The 19,549-nt window shown below is 47.9% G+C and carries 2 protein-coding genes; both read left to right on the top strand.

Features of this window, described 5'->3' with window-relative positions; all coding sequences use genetic code 11:
* Positions 1-34: 34 nt before the first annotated feature.
* Entirely contained in the window at positions 35-9,838 is a 9,804-nt protein-coding gene (locus tag AC1DP6_RS32155) for a non-ribosomal peptide synthetase (RefSeq protein WP_477058528.1), read from the top strand.
* 56 nt (positions 9,839-9,894) lie between these two features.
* The coding region (locus AC1DP6_RS32150) for an amino acid adenylation domain-containing protein (protein ID WP_477058527.1) at positions 9,895-19,549 on the top strand (9,655 nt) is incomplete at its 3' end.

Genomic DNA, 19,549 nt, shown 5'->3' with positions numbered 1-19,549 from the left:
CGGGTGCCCCATTATCACAATAAAATCATGAAACATGTCTGATCATACTCTAATTAACGTAATAGCGTTGCTGGAACGCGCCAACGAGGGTGGAATTAAAATATCTGTGGAGGAGAACGAGCTGATTGTGCAGGTAGAAAAAGAACGTGAAATTGACGGATTGTTTTTGGATGAACTGAGAAATCATAAAACACATTTAATCGCCTACCTGAAATCTTCCAGGCAGGGGGCGGCAGACAATACGGCCGGCAGCAGGATAGACCCGGACCGAAGGAAAGTATTGTCAAGTATCCCGCTTTCGTTTAGCCAGGAACGTTTGTGGTTTATTGACCAGCTGGAAGGGAGCGTGCCGTATCATATACCTACCGTATTGCGTCTGAAAGGAAAGCTGGACCGTGATGCCCTGCAACATGCCCTGCGTACCATTGTGAACCGTCATGAGGTATTGCGCACTGTGATCAGGCAACGCGCCGGCGTAGCCTATCAGCATATTCTGGAACCGGACTTATGGCAACTGCACATCATTGATGAACCGGGATACATCTCCGATGAAACAGCCTTAAGGGATTATATAAAATTGCTGATTGATACCCCGTTTGATCTGGCAGCGGATCATATGCTGCGTGCGCATTTGATTATCCTGGGGACAGAAGAACATATACTGGAAGTCACCCTGCATCACATCGCTTCCGATGGCTGGTCGGCCGGCATCATTGTGGAAGAACTGCGGGAACTGTATCGGGCACATGTCGAAAACCGTGCCCCACAGCTGGCCACCCTGGAGCTGCAGTATGCAGATTTCGCCATCTGGCAGCAGGAGCATCTTTCGGGTGCCGTGTTGGAAGAACAGTTGGGCTACTGGAAACAAAAGCTCAGCGGTGTAGCCGCATTACAGTTGCCACTTGATTTTCCGCGTCCGCCCATACAAAGTGCCAGAGGTGCCGCCACCAGCTATCAACTGGATCATGCTTTATTACAACAGCTTCGCACCTTATCGCGGCAGCACGGCACTACCTTGTTTATGACGCTGCTGGCAGCTTTTAAAGTATTACTGTACCGCTACAGTGGCCAGGAGGATATTTGTGTAGGTAGCCCGATTGCCGGCAGAACACGTAAAGAAATTGAAGGGCTGATCGGCTTCTTTGTAAATACACTCGTACTGCGTGATGACCTGAGCAATAATCCTGCTTTCACCGCTTTATTGCAACAGGTAAAGCAAACTACACTCAGCGCTTATGACCACCAGGATGTACCCTTTGAGAAAATTGTGGATGCCGTCATTGAAAACAGGGATCAGAGCAGACCGCCATTGTTCCAGGTAGCATTCGTATTACAGAACATGCCGGAAATACCGGATTTGCGGCTGGGCGACGTACAATTTTCTTCTGTACAAACAGCGCAGGATATGGCCCGTTATGATATGACGGTTACTACGGAAGAGGGGGCTGATGGATTATCCATCAGCGTGGAATATTGTATTGACCTGTTCACAAAATCAACCATCGATCGTATGATGGGACATTTTGAACAGCTACTTCGTTCTATTGCCACTGCACCTTCCACGAGGATTGGTTCCCTGCTCCTGTTAAGCGAAGCGGAAGAGCAACAATTGCTACACACGTTCAATGATACCGCAACGGACTATCCCGCCACTGCAACAATTGCCGGGATTTTCGCCACACATGCTGCCGATATCCCGGATGCGACAGCGGTAGTGTATGGTCCTACTTCCATGACCTATCGGGAGCTGGATGAAAGATCCAATCAACTGGCGCATTACCTGCATGGTAAAGGCGTAAGGGCAGAAACACTGGTGCCGGTATGTATAGACCGTTCCCTGGAAATGATCGTTAGTATATTGGGTATCCTGAAGGCCGGCGGCGCTTATGTTCCCATTGATCCCGAATATCCATTGGACAGGATCAATTATATGCTGGCAGATACCGGCGCCAACATTATTCTTACCAATGAAAATATCATTGCGAAACTTAGAAGCATCACCCATGCGATCAGCATCGTAACACTGGATAATGATGATATCATAGGGGGGTATCCCAAAACGGCCCTGGTAACAGATATGAGCGCTACACAGCTGGCGTATGTGATTTATACTTCCGGGTCAACCGGCTACCCGAAAGGCGTGCTGGCCACACAACAGTCGCTCATCAACCTGATCCACTGCCAGAGCAAAGTATATAACATCACTAAAGAAGAACGCGTACTGCTGTTGTCTAATTATATTTTTGATGCGTCTGTAGAGCAGATATTTTTTGCTTTGCTGAATGGGGTGGCATTGGTATTGGTAGATATAGCCGTACAATTAGATACCGTATTGTTTGAACAGTTGCTGACCGATCAACAGATCACCCACATAGAGGCTACACCCAGTTTCCTGGTAAACCTCAAACCAGGCAGGTATGGTGGTCTTAAAAGGATCGTTTCAGGAGGAGAGCTTTGCCGAAAAATATTTGCAGAAAAGTGGACGGGGCTGGTAGATTTTTATAACATCTACGGACCTACGGAGACCACCATTTCAGCGATCGCCTATCATTATACAAAAGATAGCGCCGGTTATGCAGAAGCGCTGCCAATAGGCCGTCCGCTGGCGAACGTACAGGTATATCTGCTTGATGGTCATGGCAACCCTGTTCCTATCGGGGTGACCGGTGAACTGTATATCGGCGGCGCAGGCCTTACCCGTGGTTATTTAAAACGCCCTGAGTTAACGGCCGCAAAATTTGTCAACAACCCTTTCAATAAAAACCTGGGTGCCAGTATGTATAAAACGGGTGACCTCGCAAAATGGCTCCCGGATGGTAATATTGAATACCTGGGAAGAGTTGATGACCAGGTAAAGATCAGGGGCTTCCGTATTGAATTGGGAGAAATAGAAAATATCCTGCAGCAATCTGACCTGGTAAATCAGATAGCGGTGCTGGCAAAAGGGGAGGACAGTACTAAACGACTGGTGGCTTATGTGGTGGCGCAGGGCGAATTTAATCCTGAAGGCATATTGGCTTATGGCAAAAAACTGCTGCCGGATTATATGCTGCCCGCTTTGATCGTGGAATTACAAAGTATGCCCCTCACTCCCGGTGGTAAAGTAGACCGTAAAGCCTTGCCCGACCCGGATGTGATCGGCTTGCAGAATGGCACCCATCTGGCGCCGCGTACTTCTGCAGAACGAAAAGTAGCGGAAATATTTGAGGAGGTACTGGAAGTGACTGGTGTGGGAGTATACGATGATTTCTTTAAACTGGGCGGTGACTCTATCCTGGTGATCACGCTGGTAACACGCCTGCGCGATGCTTTTGAACAGGATATTAAACTGTTTGAAGTATATGGTACGCCAACAGTAGAGCAGATTGCACGAATGGTAGACCAGCCGGAAGATCTGACATCCACCACAAATGATGAGTACGCGGACGTAGAAGCCGAAATAACGGCGCTGAAAAATGAAGTACTGAAAACACGTGCAGACGCCGCATTGATAGAAGATATCTACCCGATGAGTGATATACAGAGCGGTATGGTGTATGCTTCATTGGTAAACCCGGAACTGGGTATTTATCACGATCAGATGGGACATCTGCTCGCAAAAGGCTTAGATCCGGTGGTACTGGAAAAAGCGTTGTCTATGATGGCGCAGAAACATGCCATCCTGAGAACTACATTCGACCTGCATTCCCATACAGAAGGATTACAGATTGTATATAAGGAAATACCTGTTACCGTACAATATCTCGACTATGGCCAGCTAACAGATAACGAAGCAAAAATACAGATCGACAACTACCTGAAAGACGAACGTAAGCGTCCCCTGCAAATGGATAAGGCGCCTACATGGCGTGCGACGGTGTTTAATCTGCAAAATAATTCAGCATTTTTATTCCAGTGCCATCATGCGATCATAGATGGCTGGAGTGACGCCTCCTTTAACACCGAACTTAATAACCTGTATCTCCAGCTGAAAGCAGGAGCAGACGTACCTCCATTGCGGCCGCTGAAATGTACTTACAGAGATTATGTGCTGTCACATATTGTGGAAAAGAGAAACGTAGCCAACAGGGAATTCTGGAAAAACGACCTGGACGAATATAAACGACTGAACATCTTCACGCATGAAGCGGAAGATAAACGGCTGGTGACTACTTACGAACCGGCTTACCTGGACTTACTCCAGCAACGTACCAAAGAAGATGGCATTTCACTGAAGGGTTTATTGTTCGGTGCAATGGTATTTGCGCTTAATATGCTCACCCATGAAGACGAAGTGACCGTGGGCCTGGTAGCGAACAGCAGACCGGTGAAAGAGGATGGTGACAAGGTGATTGGCTGCTTCCTTAATTCAGTGCCTTTCCGCTTCAAACAGGACAAAGCTGCTTTTACCTGGAAAACATACTTCGGGCAAATAGAAAGTAAGCTGATAGAAATGAAGCAGAGAGACCGGGTGAGTCTTCCAGAGATTATAAAAATTACCGGTGAGCATTTCTCCGAAGGAAATCCTTTCTTCGATGTACTGTTCAACTTCACCAACTTCCATGTCTATAAAAATATGGAACAGGGACTGGCAGAGGAAACACAAAGTGAATTGAATAATGTGTTGAGCTATGGCGTGGTAAATACTTACCTCACCTGCAATCTCAGCATCACTGGCAATCAGCTGGTGGTGAACAATTCCCTGAAACGGAAATTCAGGTCCGGTGATTCGCTTGCAGCGCTGCAGGGTTATTTTGATGCAGTACTCGACGGCTATCTTGAACGTTACGAGGTACCGGTAAATAGAAATGAAATTTTCTCTCTACCGGAATTAAACCAATTATTAAATACGGATGATACGGATTATCCGAAGGATAAAACGATCGTTGACCTGTTTACAGAGCAGGTATCCCGTACGCCGGAGGCGATAGCAGTAGTGTATGAAGACTTGTCTTTAACCTACCGGGAACTGAATGATCGTTCCACACAGCTGGGCCGCTATCTACGTCATCTTGGGGTGACCACAGAAATGCTGGTACCGGTTTGTATAGATAAGAGCCTGGAAATGATCATTGGCATACTCGGTATATTAAAAGCCGGCGGTGTGTATGTACCTGTAGATCCCACCTATCCGGAAGAACGGATCCGTTACATACTTGACGATACCAGCGCAGCGATCATTGTTAGCAGCAGCGCATGTATTGAAATATGTCATCAGGCTTCTCCTTCTCTGAAGGTAGTAGCGGTAGACAAAGAATGGGAAAATATCAGCAAGGAATCTGCTGTGGCCATTGATAGTGTTATCACACCTTCTCAACTGGCTTATGTGATTTATACTTCCGGATCTACCGGTAAGCCTAAAGGGGTATTGATAGCGCATGTCAACGTAGTGAGATTATTTAGAACCGCCCACCCGCTGTTTGATTTCAATGAAAAGGATGTATGGGCAATGTTCCATTCCTTCTCTTTTGATTTCTCTGTCTGGGAGATGTATGGTGCATTGTTTTTCGGTGGCCGCCTCGTAGTAGTGCCTAAACTGGTTACCAAAGATACGGCCTTGTTTGGGGAACTATTAATCCGGGAAGGCGTAACCATTCTCAATCAAACACCTTCTTCCTTTTATGTGCTGCAGGATTTTCTGACCGCACCCGAAAATACTGCGGCTATCCGGTATGTAATTTTTGGGGGAGAAGCATTGAATCCTGCCAGGATAAAGGCATGGAGACAGGCATATCCCGATTGCCGTTTGATCAATATGTACGGCATCACGGAAACCACCGTACATGTAACTTACCAGGAGTTAACAGATGCCCACCTGGAAAGCAGTGCGAGTGTGATCGGTAAGCCGATACCTACACTGTATGCTTACATTCTGAATAAATATCAGTCGCTCGCGCCGGTAGGCGTAGCCGGTGAATTGTATATAGGCGGTATGGGCGTAGCCAGAGGATATCTGAACCGTGCTGCATTATCTGCGGAAAAATTCATTCCGGATCCTTTTATTCCTGGTGGCAGACTATATCGCGCCGGAGACCTGGGCCGGTGGCTGCCGGATGGCACCATTGAATACCTGGGCCGTATAGATGACCAGGTAAAAATCCGTGGTTATCGTATTGAATTAGGAGAAGTTGAAAGTGTATTACAACAATCAGATACCGTGAGTAAAGCAGTCGTGTTAAACCGGCCGGACCATAGCGGCAATAGCCGTTTGGTAGGATATGTGGTACCACATACTATGTTTGACAAAGCAGCCATACTCGGCTATCTGAAAGAGCGTTTGCCGGAATATATGGTGCCATCATTACTGGTAGAACTGGATCATTTACCATTGACCATTAATGGTAAAGTAGATAAGAAAGCATTGCCGGATCCGGATGCTGCCGCATTGCTCGCCAATGAGTATGTGGCACCCCGGAATGAGGCAGAACAACAGCTGGCCACCATCTGGAAGGAATTGCTTGGGGTAGAACGGGTAGGCATACACGATAATTTCTTTGAGCTGGGTGGACATTCGTTATTAGCCACCCGCTTAATATCCATTTTACGAAACCGGTTAAATGCGGAATTATCTATCAGGTCTTTGTTCCTGTATCCTACGGTAGCAGCGCAAACGGCTTACCTTTACCAACAGGATAAAGGTTCGCGGCTCCCTGCAGTAGTAGCAGCGGAAAGGCCCACGCATATCCCGCTTTCGTATAGCCAGGAACGTTTGTGGTTTCTGGACCGCCTGGAAGGCACGCTGGCCTATCATATACCTGCCGTGTTACGACTAAAGGGTGTGTTGGATATCGCTGCACTGGAATATGCGTTGCAAACGATCATTAACCGGCATGAAGTGCTGAGAACAGTGATCAGAGAAGAGAAAGGGCAGCCTTATCAATTGATACTGCCGGAAAACGGCTGGCAGCTGGATGTGAGGCAGGTAGGCCCCTATAAAAAAGACGCCCGCGCACAGCAATCTTTAATCTCCTCTTTGTTCCGGATACCGTTCGACTTATCAGTAGCACATATGCTGAGAGCACATTTGCTGGTGCTGGACAAAGAAGAATACATATTACAGTTTACCCTGCATCACATTGCATCGGATGGCTGGTCTACCGGTATTATTGTACAGGAACTGATCGCGTTGTACAACGCATATATAGCGGGAACTTCCGCTCAATTGCCGCCATTGCAGATCCAGTATGCGGATTACGCTATCTGGCAACGCAGGTATTTATCTGGTGAAACATTGGCCAGCCAATTGGTTTACTGGGAAAACAAGCTGGCGGGTGTTGTGCCACTACAGCTTCCCACAGATTATAAGCGTCCTGCCATACAGCCGGTACGTGGTGACAGCCGCGAGTTTACCTTCTCTAAAAAATTATCCGACCAGCTGAAGGCATTGTCGCAACAACAGGGCACTACCTTGTTTATGACTTTGCTGGCAGCTTTCAAGGTATTATTGTACCGTTACAGCGGGCAGGAAGATATCTGCATCGGTAGCCCGGTGGCGGGCAGAACGCAACAGGAACTGGAAGGACTGGCAGGCTTTTTTATCAATACACTGGCATTGCGCAGTGATCTGCATGGTAGCCCATCTTTTATTACTTTGTTACAACAGGTAAAGGAAACCACGCTGGCCGCTTATGAGCACCAGGAAGTGCCCTTTGAGAAAATAGTGGAAAAGGTGATGAAAGTGCGTGACCTGAGCCGGACACCACTTTTTCAGGTGATGTTTGTGATGCAGAACTTACCCGGTTCACCGGCGCTTCGTTTAGGTGAAGCGCAGCTTTCAGAAGAAGCTGTAGATCATTCCACTGCGCAACTGGACTTGTCTGTTTCCATACAGGAAGATGCAGAGGGCCTGAGTGGTGAAATCGTTTATTGTGCCGATCTGTTCGATGCTGGGACCATAGACCGGATGATGCAGCATTTTGAGCAGCTGCTGGAATCAATAGTCGCCACACCGGCAACTACCATCAGTGAATTATCTATACTCGCACCGGCAGAAACACAGCAATTGCTGACCGCATTTAATGATACCCACAGGGCATATCCGAAAGATAAAACCCTCATCGACCTTTTTGCTGTACAGGTGGAACGTACACCAGAAGCAGTTGCCCTGGTGTTTGAAAATCAGCAGTTAACCTATCGTGAGCTCGATGACCGTTCCAACCAGCTGGCACATTACCTGATTGGTAAAGGGGTAGGGGCGGAAACATTGGTACCTGTTTGCCTGGAGCGATCTTTTGAAATGCTTGTAGGTATATGGGGGATCCTGAAAGCCGGCGCCGCTTACGTGCCAATAGACCCGGAATATCCTGCAGACAGAATCCGGTTTATGTTGTCTGATGTAAACGCAGACTTATTGCTTACCACCGCCACGCATATTCAGGTGTTGGCGGGTATAGCTGCCAATAAAAACATCATATCTCTCGATACACAGTGGGTGGATATTGCCAAAGAACCGATATCTCCCGTTAAAACGGTGGTGCAACCACAACAGCTGGCGTATGTGATTTATACCTCCGGATCTACAGGTACCCCCAAAGGAGTTATGAATGAACATCGTGGAGTAGTCAACAGGCTGTTATGGGCACAGGAATATTTTGCACTGGATAGCCATGAAGTAGTGTTACAGAAAACCACTTTCTGTTTTGATGTATCGGTATGGGAATTATTGTGGCCATCGCTGGTGGGAGCGAAGCTGGTACTGGCCTCACCCGGCGGACAAAAAGAAGTGGCGTATCTGAAAAACGTCATCGCGCAGCAGGGCATTACCACCCTGCATTTTGTGCCTTCCATGCTGGATGTATTCCTGGAAAATGTGACGGCGGGGGAATGCGCTGAATTGCATACCGTCATTTGCAGTGGGGAAGCATTGAGGCCGCAGCAGGTACTCGCTTTCAGGGAAAAATTAGCCGGGGTAGAATTATATAATTTATACGGCCCTACAGAAGCAGCGATAGATGTTACCTACTGGCATGCCGCCCGTAATAACGATGATATAAAGATAGTTCCGATTGGAAAACCAGTGGCGAATACACAACTCTATGTGTTAGACAAAACAGGTAACCTGGTACCGCTGGGTGGTGCAGGCGAATTACATATTGGCGGTGTACAGGTAGCCCGTGGTTATCTGAACCGCCCTGAATTAACCGGGGAGAAATTTGTAGCCGATACTTTCCATCCGGAGGCAGACGGCAGGCTGTATAAAACAGGCGACCTGGTAAGATGGTTGCCGGATGGTAACCTGGAATACCTGGGTCGTATAGATGACCAGGTAAAGATCCGTGGCTATCGTATAGAGCTGGGAGAAATAGAAAATGTATTACAGGCCTTTGAAGGAGTGAGCCAGGCGGTAGTAGTGGCGCAGCAAAGCGCGGATACCGGTCAGTATCGCCTCGTTGGTTATGTAGTGCCGCGTGGAGAATTTGACAGACCCGGCATATTGGAATACCTCGCCGGAAAATTACCGGAATACATGGTGCCTGCATGGCTCATAGCGCTGGACGTTTTACCGCTGACTACAAACGGGAAAGTGGACAAACAGGCTTTACCGGCACCGGATGCAATGGCCCTGACATCGCACGAATATGTTGCTCCCCGTGATGAACGGGAACAGCAGCTGGCCAATATATGGCAGGTATTGCTCGGCGTAGAACGGGTAGGCATACACGATAATTTCTTCGCATTGGGCGGCCATTCCCTGCTGGCCATGCGCCTGATTGCTGACATGAATGCCGTATTCGAAGTGGAACTATCCGTTAGAACCATCTTCCAGTTGCCTACCATAGAAGCACTGGTGAAATACCTGAAAGTACAACAGCAGGAAGAACCACTGGCGGATGAAGATGTAGATATTATAGAGCTGTAATGGAGGAATCGTGCGATAGGAGTAGATGCCTTTTTTCATACCTAAATTATTAAAAAATGCCTGGATTTAACCTGGTGGATATTATTGACCTGTTGGAAAAAGCAAAAGATAACGGCGTTAATGTATCCTTCGACAACGATAAACTGATTGTAAAGACCGATAAAAAGAAAACGGTTGACAGCTCATTACTGAGTGAGCTGAAAGAAAATAAAGAACATCTGTTGGCATATTTTCAAGAACACCAGCAAGGTAAAGAGACGATATCCCAGCGTAAAAAAATAGTCCCTGCCCATAGAAACGGATCCACCCATATTCCATTATCCTTTAACCAGGAACGGTTATGGTTTATTGATCAGCTGGAAGGAAGTGTGCAATATCACATTCCGGCGGTATTGCGGTTGAAGGGGAAACTGAACCGGGAGGCGCTGGCCGCTGCATTGCAGTTGATTGTTAACCGTCATGAAGTGTTGCGTACGGYCATCCGGCAAACAGATGGCGTTGCTTTTCAGCAGGTGCAGGAAAAAGACAAATGGGAACTGATGTTGAAAGAGGGCCAAAGTTACCACGGAAAAGAAACGGCACTACAGGCATATATAAAATCGCTGGTAGATACCCCATTTGATTTGTCGGCGGATCACCTGCTGCGGGCACACCTGGTAACACTGGCAGAAGAGGAATTTGTGCTGGTGGTGACCCTGCATCATATCGCCGCTGATGGCTGGTCTTTAGGCATTATTGTACACGAACTGGTAGCCGGCTATCTTTCTTTTACAGAACGCCGCGCTGCGGATCTGGAGCCATTGCCGGTACAGTACGCGGATTACGCTATCTGGCAGCGTGACTATCTCTCCGGAGAAGTGCTGGATAAAAAAATGGGGTACTGGAAAAAACAGTTGGAAGGAGTGGCTATGCTGCAGTTGCCAACCGATTATAAACGGCCACCTGTACAGAGTATCCGTGGCGCGGGACGGGAGTTTAAACTGGATCCGCAACTCGCTGTTGCCATCAAAAAGTTGTCGCGGCAACAGGATACGACAATGTTCATGACGCTGTTGGCTGCGTTTAAAGTGCTGTTATACCGTTATAGCGGTCAAAACGACATCTGTGTGGGTAGTCCCATCGCTGGCAGAACGGAACGCGAAATAAAGGACCTCGCAGGCTTTTTTATTAATACGCTGGCTTTACGCAGCCAGCTGTCGGATGACATTCCCTTTACAGATTTCCTGCAACAGGTAAAGGAAACAACGTTAGCAGCATACGAGCATCAGGATGTACCTTTCGAAAAAGTAGTGGAGGCCGTGGTGAAAAACCGGGACATGAGCAGCACACCGGTATTCCAGGTGATGTTTGCCTTGCAGAATATCCCCGATGCCACCGACCTTGCATTGGGAGAGGTGCAGCTTTTTACGGAAGAAATAAAACACGATACGGCTAAACTGGACCTCACGTTAAATCTCCGGGAAGGACCGGAGGGGTTAACCGGTATCATAGAATATTGCGTGGATGTATTCAGTGCCGCCACCATTGAGCGGATGATTGCCAACTACGAACAGTTGTTACAGGCGATTGTAAAGGCGCCCTCCACATCCATTAATAGCCTGCCTGTGATTAGTCGGGCAGAAGAACGGTTGCTGCTGGACGTTTTCAATGCTACTGCGACTCCTTATCCTGCGGAAAAAACGGTGCTGGAATTATTCGAAGCGCAGGTGAAAAGTACGCCTGCTGCCATCGCTGTGAGCTATGCCGGCGAACAGCTTAGCTACCAGGAACTGGATGACCGGTCCAACCAGGTAGCCCATTATTTGAGAGATCGGAGTATGAGGCAGGGGAACTATATTGGCCTGCTATCTTACCGCGGTCTGGAAATGATCGTGGCAATATGGGGAATTCTGAAAAGCGGGAATGCGTACGTGCCTATTCATATTGATTACCCTTCAGAGCGGGTAAAAGCCATATTGGAGGATGCCGGTGTGAATCATTTGCTGTATACAGACGCTAAGTTATTTGCCGCGCTGGAATTACCGGAGGGCATGGGGCTGCATATAGCCGGGGCGTTGTCTTATGAGTCGGATGCGCTTGCGGTAAATATCAGTAGTGAAGCCGTGGTATACGTAATGTACACCTCCGGATCTACCGGTAAACCCAAAGGCATTGCAGTGAACCACCGCAATATTGTAAAGCTGGTATATGAGCCGGGGCCTATTGCTATTGTGCCGGAAGATAAAGTATTGCAATGGTCCAACTACGCTTTTGATGGCTCCACTTACGATATTTATGGCGCGCTGCTGAAAGGTGCCGCCCTGTACCTGATTCCCGATGCCGCAGCATCTGATGTGTACGAGCTGGCCGCTATGATGGAACGGGAACAGATCTCCTTCTGTTTTATGACTACTGCGTTGTTCAACAATTTTACCGATAACAGGTTGAGTGGATTACAATCCCTGCGGAAGCTGTTGTTTGGTGGTGAACTGGTATCGGTACCACACGTAGATCGTGCGTTGTCTTCGTTGGGACCCAACAGGATCGTGCATATGTATGGCCCCACTGAAACAACCGTATATGCTACGGCTTACCCGATCAATGAAACGGCAGGAAAGCGTACGATTCCCATAGGTGCGCCATTAGCCAACACACAGTTGCTGGTATTGGATCATAACGTAAGACCGGTACCGGTGGGTGTAAACGGGGAATTGTATGTAGGCGGTGATGGTGTTGCCATAGGATATATCAATAACGCAAGCCTTACCGTTGAAAAATTTATTACGCTGGAAGGCCACCCGGGTCGTTGGTATAAAACCGGTGACGTGGTTAACTGGCAGGCAGACGGCACTATTGTGTATGTAGGTCGTATCGATGACCAGGTGAAGGTACGTGGTTACCGTATTGAGCTGGGTGAAATAGAGAGTGTGCTGCAGGAATGCCAGTGGGTCAGCCAGGTAGTGGTAGTGGTGAAAAAAGAAGACAATAGCCACTATAATAAACTGGTGGGATATATAGTTCCCGAAGGACCATTTGAGAGAGAAAAAATTATTGCTTATCTCAAGGAAAGACTACCTGATTACATGGTGCCTTCTTTGCTCATGGAGTTGAAAGAACTGCCGCTGAATGTAAATGGGAAAGTAGATAAGAAAGCTTTGCCGGCTCCCGATGCCACCGCGTTGACGCAACAGTTGTATGTGGCGCCCGGAAATGCGATAGAACACACCTTGGCGGGCATCTGGCAAGACTTGCTGGGAGTAGCACGTGTAGGGATATACGATAACTTTTTTGAACTGGGCGGCGATTCTATTATTACGATACAGGTGGTTAGCCGGGTAAGACGCGCAGGATATGTGCTGCAACCCCGGGACCTGTTTGTGCATCAAACCATTGAACGGCTAGGTACCCTGCTATTGGGACGTAGCGATAATGCTGCCATCGGCGAGCAAGGTATACTGTCCGGAGAAAGCGGATTACTGCCGGTACAACAATGGTATTTTGATCTGGTGGACGGAGATACATCCGCACATTTTAACCAGAGCGTATTACTTGGAATAGATAAAAGTGTAACAGCAGATACGTTGGCAATAGCCATCAGAAAGCTGGTACAATACCATGACGCACTACGTTTTACATTCCGTAACACCAATTCCTGTTGGACCCAGGAATATGGTACGGCCAGTGGTGAACTGGAAACTGTGGACCTGCAGCAAACTGCTGCAGAAGAGCTGTCTGCCCGGATCACTGCTGCCGGCACGGAATTTCAGCGAAGTCTGGATATCGGTAAAGGCTGCGTGATCCAAGCGGTATTGATGTTAACACCCGCTGCTGAAACTAATAACCGTTTATTACTGGTGGTGCACCACCTGGTGGTAGACGGTGTATCCTGGCGTATCCTGCTGGAGGATCTGCAATTATTGTTAAAAGAGGATCCCCACAAAGAAGTAACAGAAGTATTAGGCGCGAAGAGCGGCTCTTACCGTCAGTGGTATAATGCGCTGACTGCGTATAGCCGGCGCCGTAGTTTACCGGAACAACGGGGATACTGGCAAAAGGTAGCCACCGGTTATGCGCCGCTCCGGGTCGATAAAAACTATACCGGGAGGATCACCATGGTGGATATGGGACACCATACCGCTGTATTGGAATCCGCACAAACGAAAAGTTTACTGCAGGAAGCGTCGAAGGCATATCACACTGAAATAAACGATCTGCTGCTGACAGCACTCGCACTTACTTTGTCTGAATGGAATGGTCATCCTAAGGTGCTGATCGGACTGGAAGGGCACGGACGGGAAGCGTTAATGAAAGATATAGATACCAGTCGTACCGTAGGTTGGTTTACCAATCTTTACCCGGTATTGATGGAAGTACCGGTAGATGAAAAGGAAGGAGGAATGATCAGGTCTGTTAAGGAGCAATTACGTAAGGTCACAGATAAAGGGATAGGATATGGGGTGCTGAAATATATCAGCAAGGCAGATTATTTACAGGAAAAAGACCCATGGGATGTAGTGTTTAATTACCTGGGGCAGCTGGATAACAGCGTTAGCCGGGCAGGAGTTTTAACCGGTACTGCTGAATCACCCGGATTGCCTATGGGGGATGATTTTCCAGTACATGATAAAATTTCCGTTAACAGCATGGTGGAAGGTGGAGAGTTGGTGTTTAACTGGACTTTCAGTCGTAAGCATTTTGATACCGCTACGATAGAAAGACTGGCAGCCGGCTGTTTGTCTCATCTCGAAAAATTAATCGCGCATTGTATATCGCAGCGGGTACCTGTTTACACCCCTTCGGATTATGGTTTGGGCGCAGAGGTTTCTAATGAGGCACTGGAAAGGTTTTTGGCTGCTCCTTACAAAGGCGCACCAAGACGTGACCAGTTAGCCGGTTTATGCCGGTTGAGCGGATTGCAGGAAGGCATGTTGTTCCTGGGATTATACAATGAGCAGTCAGGTACCTATGTAGAACAAATGAATTGTGAACTGGCGCATTTACAACCAGCCGCTTTTAAGCAGGCCTGGCAAAATTTATTGCTTCGCCATAGCATTTTAAGAAGTGCTTTTTATGTAGATGAATTTAGTATACCGGTACAATGTATCTATAAAGAGGTGGAATTACCTGCATTGGAGCTGGACTACCGGGGATTGAGTCCCGCAGAACAGGAACAGGCATTTCGTGAATTTGAGCAGGCGGACCTGCGTCAGGGCTTCGATTTTAAAACAGCGCCGCTGATGCGGATCAGTTTAATCCGGTTGGCGGAAGACCGCTACCGGTTATTGTGGACCGTGCATCACATCCTGTTGGATGGATGGTCTCAGCCGATATTGATTGGGGAATTGCTGGAGAATTATGAAGCGTTGCTGGCAGGAAAAGTGTTACCGGAAGTAACAGAGGACCGTTATGAAGATTATATCCATTACCTGGGGCGCCAGGACAAAGAAGAAGCAGCCTCCTACTGGCAGGCATATCTGAAGGAAATGGAAGATGGTTGCCTGTTGCCATTTGTAGACGCTACTGCTGCACGTACAAAAGGCGTTGGTGTTTATAAAGAAGAGAAGATCAGGTTAGATGCTACCCTCACTGAAAAGATAAATGCCTATGCGCAGCAAGCGCATATCACTCCGAATACACTGATGCAGGGTATCTGGAGTTACCTGTTGTCTGTTTATACCGGCCGCAATGACGTGGCTTTTGGTGTAACTGTTTCCGGGCGGCCGGAAGATCTGGCAGGTGTGGAACAACGTGTTGGGTTATATATCAATACATTGCCACTGTATGCCAGAGCAGATGGGGCGGAAGTAATTGCCGCGTGGCTGCGGCAACTGCAGGCAACACAGTTGCAAAGCAGGGAGTACCAGTATACTGCGCTGAATAGCATCCTGCAATGGACTCCTGTGGGCGGAGATTTGTTCGATACCTCTATTACATTCCAGAATTTTCCGGTGGGAGAAGTGGTGGCCTCCCGGGCCTGGCAACTGAAAGTGACGGAGGTGGAAGTACACCCCCATACCAATTATCCTTTAACCATTATCATTGGCATTGGTGCAGAAACAAGCCTGTTGTTCAGTTACAACAGTGATCTGCTGGACACGTTTTATGCAGAGAAAATTGCTGGTCATTTTAAACAGGCATTATTACAGATCATTCATAAAGAAGCGCTGCAGTTGCAGGACATTGACCTGCTTACAGCAGCAGAGCATGCACCCTTATTATCTTCCAACCGGGTAGCCTATCCAACCGATAAAACGTTTACAGACCTTTTTGCTGCGCAGGCAGCACACAGTCCAAATGCGCTGGCGGTGGTATTTGATAATACCAGGCTTAGTTACCGCGTGCTGGATGAAAAATCCAACCAGTTGGCCCATTACCTGCGTGAGCAGGGTGTGAAGGCGGGTTCATTGGTGCCGTTGTATGTAGAAAGATCAGCAGAGATGATGGTGGGAATATTAGGTATCCTCAAAGCGGGTGCTGCCTATGTACCTATCGATCCTGATTTTCCTGCGGACCGTATCTCTTTTATGCTGGAAGATACCCGTGCGGCAATAGTGGTGAGCAATAATGCCGGCAAGGCAAAACTGCCTGCAGGAATGACTGCCAGCGTTGTTACGCTGGACGGAGAGGAGGCTGCTATCAGCCGTTGCCCTATAGCCGCACTGACTGCTACATCTGCGCAGGAGGCGCCCTTGTATGTGATTTATACCTCTGGCAGTACCGGTAACCCCAAAGGGGTGGTCGTTACCCATCGCAACCTGGTGGATTACCTGTATGGGCTGAAAGCTGCGCTGCCGGTGGAAGAATGCCGTTCTTTCGGATTACTCTCCAGCATCGCTACGGATTTGGGGAATACGGTATTGTTTACGCCACTGATTTCAGGCGGAACGCTGCATGTGTTTTCTAAAGAAATGATCAGCGATGGAGAATTGTTAAACAATTATTTTTCTGTTCATCCAATAGATTGTATCAAAATTGTGGCCTCCCACTGGAAAGCGCTGTCTGCTTCCGGCAGATTGCTATTGCCGGAGAAACTGCTCATTTTCGGAGGAGAAGCATTGGAAACAACGGTGGTAAAAAGCATCCGTGCTTATGGCGCCAACTGTACCATCGTGAATCACTATGGGCCAACTGAAACGACTATAGGAAAATTACTGCATGTAGTGAATGATCCTGCAACGTATGGTCACCACATTCCCATTGGTAAACCTTTTTCCAATACCAGGGTATACGTATTGGATGCAGCCCGTAAGTTATGTCCGGTGGGTGTTCCAGGTGAATTATACATTGGTGGTGACGGAGTGGCAGCAGGTTATTTGAATAATGGCATTTTAACAGAGAGCCGCTTTGTTACAGACCCTTTTGCAGGAACGGCTACATCAAAATTATACCGTACCGGCGACGTGGTAAAGATCCTGCCGGATGGCAACATCCTGTTTGCCGGCCGTGTAGATGACCAGGTGAAGATCCGTGGTTACCGCGTGGAGCTGGGAGAAGTAGAAAAGGCTTTACTGCAGCTGGATGCGGTGCATCAGGCCGTGGTGATAGCGCGTGGAGAAGACAGCGGCAGCAGGCGATTGATCGGTTATGTGATAACAGCAGATAGTCAGATAGATACTACGGCTATCATCACCGGTATGAAAAAACATTTACCGGAATACATGATTCCTTCGGCATTGGTGGTATTGGACAAGTTTCCTTTACTGGCCAATGGTAAAGTAGATAAAAAGTCTTTGCCTGATCCTGACAGAGACAGTCTGGGTGCAGCTTCAGTAGCTCCGGTTACACCAACGGAACTGGTACTGGCCACCATCTGGTCATCATTACTGGAGCTGGAGGAGGTAGGTGTACACAATGATTTCTTTGCACTGGGAGGTCACTCGCTGTTAGCCATCCGCGTGGTATCTGCCATCCGGAAAAAACTGGGAGTAGAGATCAGCATAGGAGATGTATTTGATTATCCGACGATTTCTTCCTTATCCGGGAGAATTACCGGCAGCAGCGAAAAAAATATAACGCCTCCACTGGTGGCGGTGGAAAGGCCTGCACATATTCCGCTTTCGTATAGTCAGGAACGTTTGTGGTTTATAGATCAGCTGGAAGGAAGCATACATTATCATACGCCGCATATCCTGCATTTGAAGGGGAGCGTCAACAAAGTAGCCCTGGAACAGGCATTGCAGCTTATTATCAACCGGCACGAAATATTACGTACCGTCATCGTGCAACAGGATGGAATGGCCTGGCAGCAGGTATTGGATAAAGATCGCTGGAAGCTGACCATTGTGGAGAACCTGCGCTTTGGCCCTGGAACAAAAGCATGCAGGGATTACATAAAATCACTCATTGATGTTCCTTTTGATCTGAAACAGGATCATATGTTGCGCGCGCATTTGCTGGTATTTGGTGAAACAGACCATGTACTGGTACTTAACCTGCACCATATTGCTTCTGATGGCTGGTCTACCGGTATACTGGTGAGTGAGTTGGAAGAAGGATATGCTGCTTTTGTGGAAGAAAGGACGGCACATTTGCCTGTCTTACCCGTGCAGTATGCAGATTACGCCATCTGGCAGCGGAAGCACCTGAGTGGAGAAGTGCTGCAGCGGAAAACAGATTACTGGAAAGAAAAGCTTACCGGCGTAGATACGCTACAGTTACCAACAGACTATATGCGGGCCGCCGTGCAGAGTGTGCGCGGCAGTACCTGCGAATTTGAGCTGGATAGGGAGTTGTCAGACCGTTTGCAGGCGCTGTCACAACAAGAGGGTGTTACCTTGTTTATGACTTTGCTGGCAGCATTCAATGTATTGCTGAACCGTTACAGCGGTACGGAAGATATTTGTGTAGGCAGTCCGATAGCAGGCAGAACACAACAGGAAGTGGAAGGATTGATAGGTTTCTTCATTAACACATTAGCGTTGCGCACAGATCTGCATGATGATCCTTCTTTTATATCGTTGTTGCAGCAGGTGAAACAAACCACACTGAGTGCTTATGAGCACCAGGAGGTACCTTATGAAAAAATTGTAGAACTGGTAGTGAAGGAGCGTGATATGAGCCGGCATCCTTTGTTCCAGGTAATGTTTGTATTGCAGAATGTACCGGAAGCAGCTTCACTGGAAATGGGCGCATTACAACTGTCTCAGCTGGACACGGAAGAAGTAGCTGCGAAGTTTGACCTGACAGTGTACCTGCAGGAAGGACCCAATGGCTTGAATGGATTTGTAGTGTATTGTGCCGACTTATTTACAGCCGGAACGATAGACCGGATGATGCTTCATTTTAAGCAATTGCTTCAGGCGATAGTGGATTCTCCTGCTGCAAAGATCAGCGAATTACAGTTGTTGACGCCTGAGGAACAGGTACAATTACTGGGGGCATTTAATGCCACTGCCAGTGCTTATCCACAGGATAAAACAATTGCAGCGCTGTTTTCCGAACAGGCCATGCTTTCACCTGCCGCGGTGGCCCTTGTGTTTTCAGCACAAAGTTTAACTTACCAGGAGCTGGATGAACGTTCCAATCAGCTGGCGCATTATCTGCGGCGCAAAGGCGTAAAAGCGGAAACAATGGTGCCTGTTTGCATGGACCGGTCATTGGAATTAATCGTTGGAATACTGGGTATTCTGAAAGCGGGTGGTGCATATGTGCCTATTGATACCGCATATCCTGCCGATCGTATTGCCTATATGCTTACTGATACGGAAGCCCATATTATTGTCGGCAACACCG

Source organism: Chitinophaga sp. 01L420 (assembly GCF_056399985.1).
This window is presented reverse-complemented; position numbering and strand designations above follow the sequence as displayed.